The following is a 6,673-nucleotide window of genomic DNA, read 5'->3' on the forward strand; positions in this document are numbered from 1 at the left end:
TGGCGGATCCGCGTGAACGGCCTGAATATCGGCTGGATGAGCACGCCCGGCGAAGACCGCATCATGCGAACCTATCACGGCGCGCAGGACGGCTGGCTCGACGAAGCCGCCAAGTCGCAACCATTTGGCCGTCTGCTCGATCCCGCCGAAGTCGCCCGCACGGTCGCCTTCCTGGCGAGCCGGGAATCAGGCCTGATGACAGGCTCGATCATCGATTTCGATCAATCGGTCCTCGGCTGCTACGAGGATGCGCCGCATCCCTCGACGCCGAAGAATTCCTAGCTTCGGGACAGGATCAGCAGAAATCCTGGGACCGGGGCTCCCCGGTCCTCTCGGCTGGAAACCCGCTGGAAATCCAGTACAGCGAAGCCGGTCTCGGCAGCGAGACTGCGGAGATAGGCTTCTGAATGCGCATAACGCGCGTCGTCGCCGAGAACAAAATTGTCGCCTTCCGTCGCCTGGACGGTGAAAGCGAACAAGGCGCCATCCTTGAGCACGCGCTGCGCGACCCGAAACGCGGCTTCGAGCGCGCCCATGTAGACGAAAACGTCCGCCGCAAGAATGAGGTCGACGCGCCCCGGCGTGCATTGCCGCAGGTAGGCGACGAGGTCCATCTCGTGCAGCGCGTCGTAAAGGCCGGTTCGGCGGGCAAGATCGAGCATCCGAGGAGACAGATCGACGCCCGCAATGGTTTCGTACCGGCCCGCGAGAGCACGGGCCATCAGACCCGTTCCGCAACCGAGATCCACCACCTCCGGAAATACGGACGGTCGGTTTCCCGACGCGCACACGCGCATTAATGCGGTGAAGAGAAGTTCGGGCGCCCGATAGGCGAGATTTCCAGTCAGGTGCGCGTCGAATTTCGGTGCATATTCGTCGAAAAGCGCGCGGACATAGCCCTCGCTGATGGCGTCTTCAGTCGCAAGCGCACCAAGCTTGGCCAGATCGAGCCTCACGCCGAGGGCGTCATCCGGCTCGTGAACAAGCGCTTGGCGAAGGGCGCCGAGGGCGTTCTCCCGGTCGCCGGTGGCCGCGCTGGCCCGGCCCAGGAGCGCATGGGCGGCCGCAAAATGGGGCGCCAGTTCGAGCACCTGGCGCGCCAGATCGGCCGCAGCCACGAAATCCTTCTCCTCGAACGCCGAGCGAGCATATTCGTAGCGGCGGTCGGCGAGAATGTCGCCGGAAGAACGGGAGGTGGAAGAGAACATCATGGTTTTGCATGCGGGGAGAGCGCTTGACGTGTCAACGGCGATCTTCGGCGAACCGCTGTCAGGCTGAAATTCGCAAGCGCGCCCCCTATATCTCGCCCTCATGGCTCTTCGCTCGACCGATATTCTGACTCAGACGCCGCAGGGGCTCTATTGCCCGCTCGGGGGCTTTCACATCGATCCGACGCGGCCGGTCGAGCGGGCGTTGATCACGCACGGCCATTCGGATCATGCCCGCGCCGGCCACGGTTCCGTCCTCGCCACCCGCGAAACCCTACGCATCATGGCCGCCCGCTATGGGACGGACTTTGCTGGAACGACACAGGAGGCAGTTCTCGGGCAGGACCTGCGCATAGGCGACGTCGTCGTCCGATTCACCCCGGCCGGCCACGTGCTTGGCTCGGCCCAGATCGCCATCGAGGCGGGGGCGACCCGAATTGTGGTCTCGGGAGATTACAAGCGGGCCGAGGATCCGACATGTCTCCCTTACGAAGTGGTGCGGTGCGACGTCTTCATCACGGAGGCGACCTTCGGCCTTCCGGTTTTCCGCCATCCGGATACCCGAGCGGAAGTGCGAAAACTTCTCGATTCCGTAGCGCTTTTTCCCGACCGCGCCCACATGGTCGGCGCATATGCACTGGGCAAGGCGCAACGGGTCATGGCGCTCTTGCGGGAAGAGGGCTACGGCGAGCCTATCTACCTCCACGGAGCAATGGAGCGATTGACGACGCTCTACAAAAGCGAGGGCGTGTTRCTAGGCGATACTCCACTCGTTGCCGACACGCCGCGAACGCAGTTCGCCGGAGCGATCGTGTTGTGTCCGCCTTCGTCCATTCAGGATCTCTGGTCGCGCCGGTTTCCCGATCCGGTTTCGTGCTTCGCCTCCGGTTGGATGCGCGTACGTGCGCGCGCCCGGCAGAAGGGAGTGGAACTACCCCTCGTCATTTCAGATCATTCAGATTGGGACGACCTCTGTCGCACCGTGGTCGAGACCGGCGCCGGCGAAGTGTGGGTCACGCATGGGCAAGAGGACGCACTCGTCCATTGGTGCGAGGTTCAGGGCATCCGGGCAAAGCCCTTGCACATGCTTGGTTACGGTGACGAAGGCGAGGTGGAGGATGCCGAAGCGAGGCCCGAGGCAGAGCAAGCAGGGGACGTTGCATGAAGCGTTTCGCCGCCCTTCTCGACAGGCTCGGTTACGAGCCACGCCGGAATGCCAAGTTGCGCCTCCTGGTGGATTACTTCCGCCATACGCCGGATCCTGACCGCGGCTACGCTCTCGCCGCGATGACCGATGCGCTGATGTTCAAACAGGCCAAACCCGGCTTGATCCGCGGGCTGGTGGAAGAGCGAGTCGATCCGATCCTGTTTCGGATGTCCTACCATTATGTCGGCGATCTCGCCGAAACCGTCGCGCTGATCTGGCCGGCACCGAATGCGCCGAGCGGATCACCGGAGCCCACCATCGGTCATAACAACCCGCCCGACGCCCCTTCCCTGACGGAGGTCGTCGAGACCCTTGCGAGCGCTGGCAAAAGCGAGCTGCCGGCGCAAGTCGCCAGATGGCTCGATGCGCTCGACGAAACCGGTCGCTGGGCTTTGCTGAAGCTCATCACGCGCGAATTGCGCGTCGGCGTATCCGCCCGCCTCGCGAAAACCGCGGTTGCTCAATTGGGGGGTCTCGAGCCGGATGAGATCGAGCTCATCTGGCACGGGTTGGAAGCGCCTTACGAAGATCTGTTCGCATGGCTCGAAGGACGAGGCCCGAAACCCGAATCCGGAAATCCGGCGCCCTTCCGCCCGCCGATGTTGTCCCACCCCGTCGAAGAAGAGGATTTCAGCAAATTCGACGCGGCCGACTTCGTCGCCGAATGGAAATGGGACGGGATCCGACTTCAGGCCGTCGCAGGCCGAAACTCTCATGACCAACTAACACGTAAGATCTATTCGCGCACCGGCGACGATGTCTCACGCGCATTTCCGGATCTGGTCGAGACGTTGACTTTCGAAGGGGCGCTGGATGGCGAACTGCTCATCGTTCGGGATGGCCTCGTCCAGAGCTTCAACGTTCTGCAGCAACGCCTCAATCGCAAAGCCGTGACCGCGAAGTTGATGGCCGAGTTCCCCGCGCATCTGCGGGTCTACGATATTCTGGCCGAAGGTGACGAGGATTTGCGCGACCTGCCGTTCGTCGAACGCCGCCGGCGGCTGGAGGCTCTCGTCGCTCGCCTCGGAGACCCGCGCATCGATTTGTCTCCGGTCGTTCCTTTCGCCACGTGGGACGACCTCGCCGCCGCCCGTGCCGACCCGGGTGCAGTGGGTGCCGGCCCGGACGCCGACGCCATTGAAGGCTGCATGCTGAAGCGCGCGGACAGCCCCTACCTTCCGGGCCGCCCCAAAGGGTATTGGTACAAGTGGAAGCGCGATCCCTATCTCGTCGATGCGGTGATGATGTACGGCCAACGCGGCCACGGGAAGCGATCATCTTTCTACTCTGATTACACCTTTGGCGTCTGGCGCAACGGCGCGGACGGCGAGGAGTTGGTCCCGGTCGGAAAGGCCTATCACGGCTTCACCGACGAGGAATTGCTGAAGCTGGATCGTTACGTCCGCAACAACACCGTCAACCGCTTCGGCCCAGTCCGTGAGGTCGAATACGGCAAGGACCGCGGATTGGTCCTTGAAGTCGCTTTCGAGGGATTGCAACGCTCGACGCGGCACAAATCCGGCGTCGCCATGCGCTTTCCACGCATCAACCGGATCCGCTGGGACAAACCAGCGGCCGAAGCTGACCGTATCGAAACGCTGGAGAAAATTCTTACGCGAGGCGAGCAGGAAATCTTTCCGTCGGAGGGCAAAGAAGCATGAAGTCGCTTACCATCGAGGCCCTTACGGAAGGCAGCGTCACGCAACAGGCCAGCGGGCGGCTTCTGGTCGAAACGACGGGTCAGGGATTCATCGATCTGACGGAGGCCGTCTCGCGGTGGATTTTCGCCACCGGCATCCTGCACGGTCTGCTCACGGTTTTCTGCCGTCACACCTCAGCCTCGCTGACGATCCAGGAAAACGCCGACCCCGACGTGCGCAAGGACCTTTTGACGGCGTTCGACCGCCTCGCGCCAAGGGACGCTCCTTACGTGCACGACACGGAGGGACCCGACGACATGCCGGCCCATATCAGAACCATGTTGTCCGGCTCCTCGCTCGGCATCCCCGTGCTGGAGGGTCAGTTGGCCCTGGGTACCTGGCAGGGCCTTTACCTGGTCGAGCACCGGGACAGCCCCCATCGGCGAGAAATCGTGTTCCATCTCATCGGCGCCTGACGCCTCCTCACACCTCAACCCAAATTGGACTGCGCCATTCGCCCGAACATGCTGTAAATTGCCAGCGGCCCCAGGGTTTATCGTCGCGCTTCGGCTTCATCGGCGGATCGCCCGCGAGAGGACTTGCACTTTCCAATTGGAATGGTCATGGCTGTCGTCCCGATCCTTGATATTCAGGGCCGGTTGCGGTTAAGGCTCATGGGGGCTGCGTGGGAGAAGACAGGGTGCAGGGTCAAAACACCACGATCGTGATCGCGGACGACCATCCGTTGTTTCGCGGCGCGTTGAGGCAGGCCGTTGGTTCGGTCATGCCGAAGGCCCGCGTGGTCGAATCAAGCGGGATGGAGGAGCTCAACGCCCTGCTCGGCAGCGAGCGCGACGTCGACCTGATCCTGCTCGACTTGACCATGCCTGGTGTCCAGGGCTTTTCCGGTCTGCTTTCGCTGCGCGCCCAATATCCCGAAATCCCTGTCGTCATCGTTTCCGCCAACGAGGAAGTGACGGTCATCCGCCGGGCCATGGAGTTCGGCGCATCCGGCTTCATTCCCAAATCGGTCGATGTGGACAATATCGGCGGCGCGATCGAAGCGGTGCTCGCCGGCGATACTTGGACGCCGCCCGACGTGGACCTGACCGCCACCGAGGACAAGGAGACGGCGGATCTCGTGCGCCGGCTCGGAACCTTGACGCCTCAGCAGGTCCGGGTTCTCGCCATGCTGTCCGAAGGCTTGTTGAACAAGCAGATTGCCTATGAGCTCGGTGTGTCCGAAGCCACCGTAAAGGCCCACGTGTCGGCTATCCTCGACAAGCTCGGCGTCGACAGCCGCACCCAGGCGGTGATCGCCGCCGCCAAGATCGGCGTGACGCAGCGCCCCTCCCCGGCCAGCGCCGAATAGGTCTCTTCCCTACAAACTCTCGATGAACTGGTCGATCCGGGTCAGCGCGTCCTCGGTCAACCCGCTGTCGAAGCGGATGAACACGTGGCATCCGCCGGGCCAGAGAGCGAGATCGGCCTGGTTGCCCGACGCGGCCCAGCGGGCGGCCATGAACAGCGTATCGTCGAGGAGAAGATCCCGCGTGCCGACCGAGAACAGCGCCGGTGGCAATCCGTCCAGATCGGCAAAAAGCGGCGAGATGTCGGAATGCCGACGATCCCGCTCCGGGCCGCAGAAATTCTCCGTGAAGAAAGCGATATCCCGGGTGTTGAGAATGAGTTTCTCTGCGCCCCAATTGACCACGCTGGGGGTCATGGACAGGTCGTAACAGCCCGCGAACAGGTTTGCGCCCCGAAACGGCTGCAACCCATGCCGGTCGCGCAGTCGCAGCATGGTGACCGCTGATAGATGGGCACCCGCTGATTCGCCGCCGATGAACATCCGCGACGTCCCAAAGCGGCTCTCCGCCTCGCGGAGAAGCCACAAAGCCGCGGCCTCGCAATCATCCGGTCCCGCCGGATACGGGTCTTCCGGTGCCAACCGGTACTCGACCGAAACGACGGCCAATCCGCTGCGCTCGGCCAACCGCTCGAGCCAGGGATCCTGCTCATCGGCCGTGCCCCAGGTCCAGCCGCCGCCATGAATGTGCAGATAGACGCCGCGCGGGTTTTCCGGTGCGATCACCCGCAACGCCAGGGGCCCGGCCGGCCCAGGAATCGTGATGGTCACGGCCCGTGGACTGGTCGGCATGAGCGGGAACGGTCCGAGGCCCTGCAACCGGCGCTCGCGCACGACGGACGGCGGAACGGACCACGAATCGGGAAGCTGCGTCAGCTTCGCCACGATCTCGGCATTTTGTGCACGGATTTCGTCGCTGATCGCGACGGGATCGAGAAGCTTCGAGTCAATCATGGGCCGCCGGCGGGGTTGTTTTCATCCTTGACCCTTGCGATGAAGCATGCGGGAGCGCCCTGGTCCAGCGCGCTTTAGGAAGGATCGCAGGATGTCCAACATGAACCGGCTTCTCGGCGGCTCACCAGCCTCTGTGCTCGCCAAGCTGATTTTCTTGTCACTCCTCGTCGGTGCTTTCATGGCCTTCCTCGGCATTACGCCGATCGGGTTGATCGAGGGCATCTTCGATTGGATCCGTTCCGTGCTCGACGTCAGTTTCGATACCGTAAAGGAAGTCGGGCGGTGGGTGCTTTAT

General features: G+C 63.0%; 8 protein-coding genes. 6 read left to right on the forward strand and 2 right to left on the reverse strand.

Translation table 11 applies throughout. The features are described from left to right. Positions 1-282: SDR family oxidoreductase (locus AC1DT3_RS09400; RefSeq protein WP_477464989.1), on the forward strand; the 282-nt coding region annotated here is incomplete at its 5' end. Here the strand turns inward: AC1DT3_RS09400 and AC1DT3_RS09405 are convergent. After that, complete coding sequence (locus tag AC1DT3_RS09405; RefSeq protein WP_477464990.1) at positions 279-1,211, reverse strand: methyltransferase domain-containing protein; 933 nt, start codon at positions 1,209-1,211, stop codon at positions 279-281. The genes AC1DT3_RS09400 and AC1DT3_RS09405 overlap by 4 nt on opposite strands. A 100-nt stretch (positions 1,212-1,311) precedes the next feature. Between AC1DT3_RS09405 and AC1DT3_RS09410 the strand changes: the two genes are divergently transcribed. The 4 genes from AC1DT3_RS09410 to AC1DT3_RS09425 all read left to right on the forward strand — a co-directional run bounded on the left by AC1DT3_RS09410 (position 1,312) and on the right by AC1DT3_RS09425 (position 5,427). Next, positions 1,312-2,373 carry a ligase-associated DNA damage response exonuclease gene (locus tag AC1DT3_RS09410; RefSeq protein WP_477464991.1) on the forward strand — a complete coding sequence of 354 codons (1,062 nt, stop codon included), beginning with the start codon at positions 1,312-1,314 and terminating at the stop codon, positions 2,371-2,373. Then, positions 2,370-4,076, forward strand: a complete 1,707-nt coding sequence (locus tag AC1DT3_RS09415) for a cisplatin damage response ATP-dependent DNA ligase (RefSeq protein ID WP_477464992.1) — start codon at positions 2,370-2,372, stop codon at positions 4,074-4,076. The genes AC1DT3_RS09410 and AC1DT3_RS09415 overlap by 4 nt, the downstream gene beginning before the upstream one ends. Then, positions 4,073-4,531, forward strand: coding sequence for a secondary thiamine-phosphate synthase enzyme YjbQ (locus AC1DT3_RS09420; protein WP_477464993.1), 459 nt, complete (start codon positions 4,073-4,075; stop codon positions 4,529-4,531). The genes AC1DT3_RS09415 and AC1DT3_RS09420 overlap by 4 nt, the downstream gene beginning before the upstream one ends. Positions 4,532-4,755: 224 nt before the next feature. Further along, complete coding sequence (locus AC1DT3_RS09425) at positions 4,756-5,427, forward strand: response regulator (RefSeq protein WP_477464994.1); 672 nt, start codon at positions 4,756-4,758, stop codon at positions 5,425-5,427. Between the two features lie 9 nt (positions 5,428-5,436). Here the strand turns inward: AC1DT3_RS09425 and AC1DT3_RS09430 are convergent, their stop codons facing one another. Further along, positions 5,437-6,378 (reverse strand): alpha/beta hydrolase, encoded by a 942-nt coding sequence (locus AC1DT3_RS09430; RefSeq protein ID WP_477464995.1) that lies wholly within the window; start codon positions 6,376-6,378, stop codon positions 5,437-5,439. 91 nt (positions 6,379-6,469) lie between these two features. On the opposite strand from AC1DT3_RS09430, the gene AC1DT3_RS09435 reads away from it, so the two are divergent. After that, a partial coding sequence (locus AC1DT3_RS09435) for a DUF6460 domain-containing protein (protein WP_477464996.1) occupies positions 6,470-6,673 on the forward strand: 204 nt, incomplete at its 3' end.

The sequence above is a fragment of the Microvirga sp. P4_G7 genome (assembly GCF_056401005.1).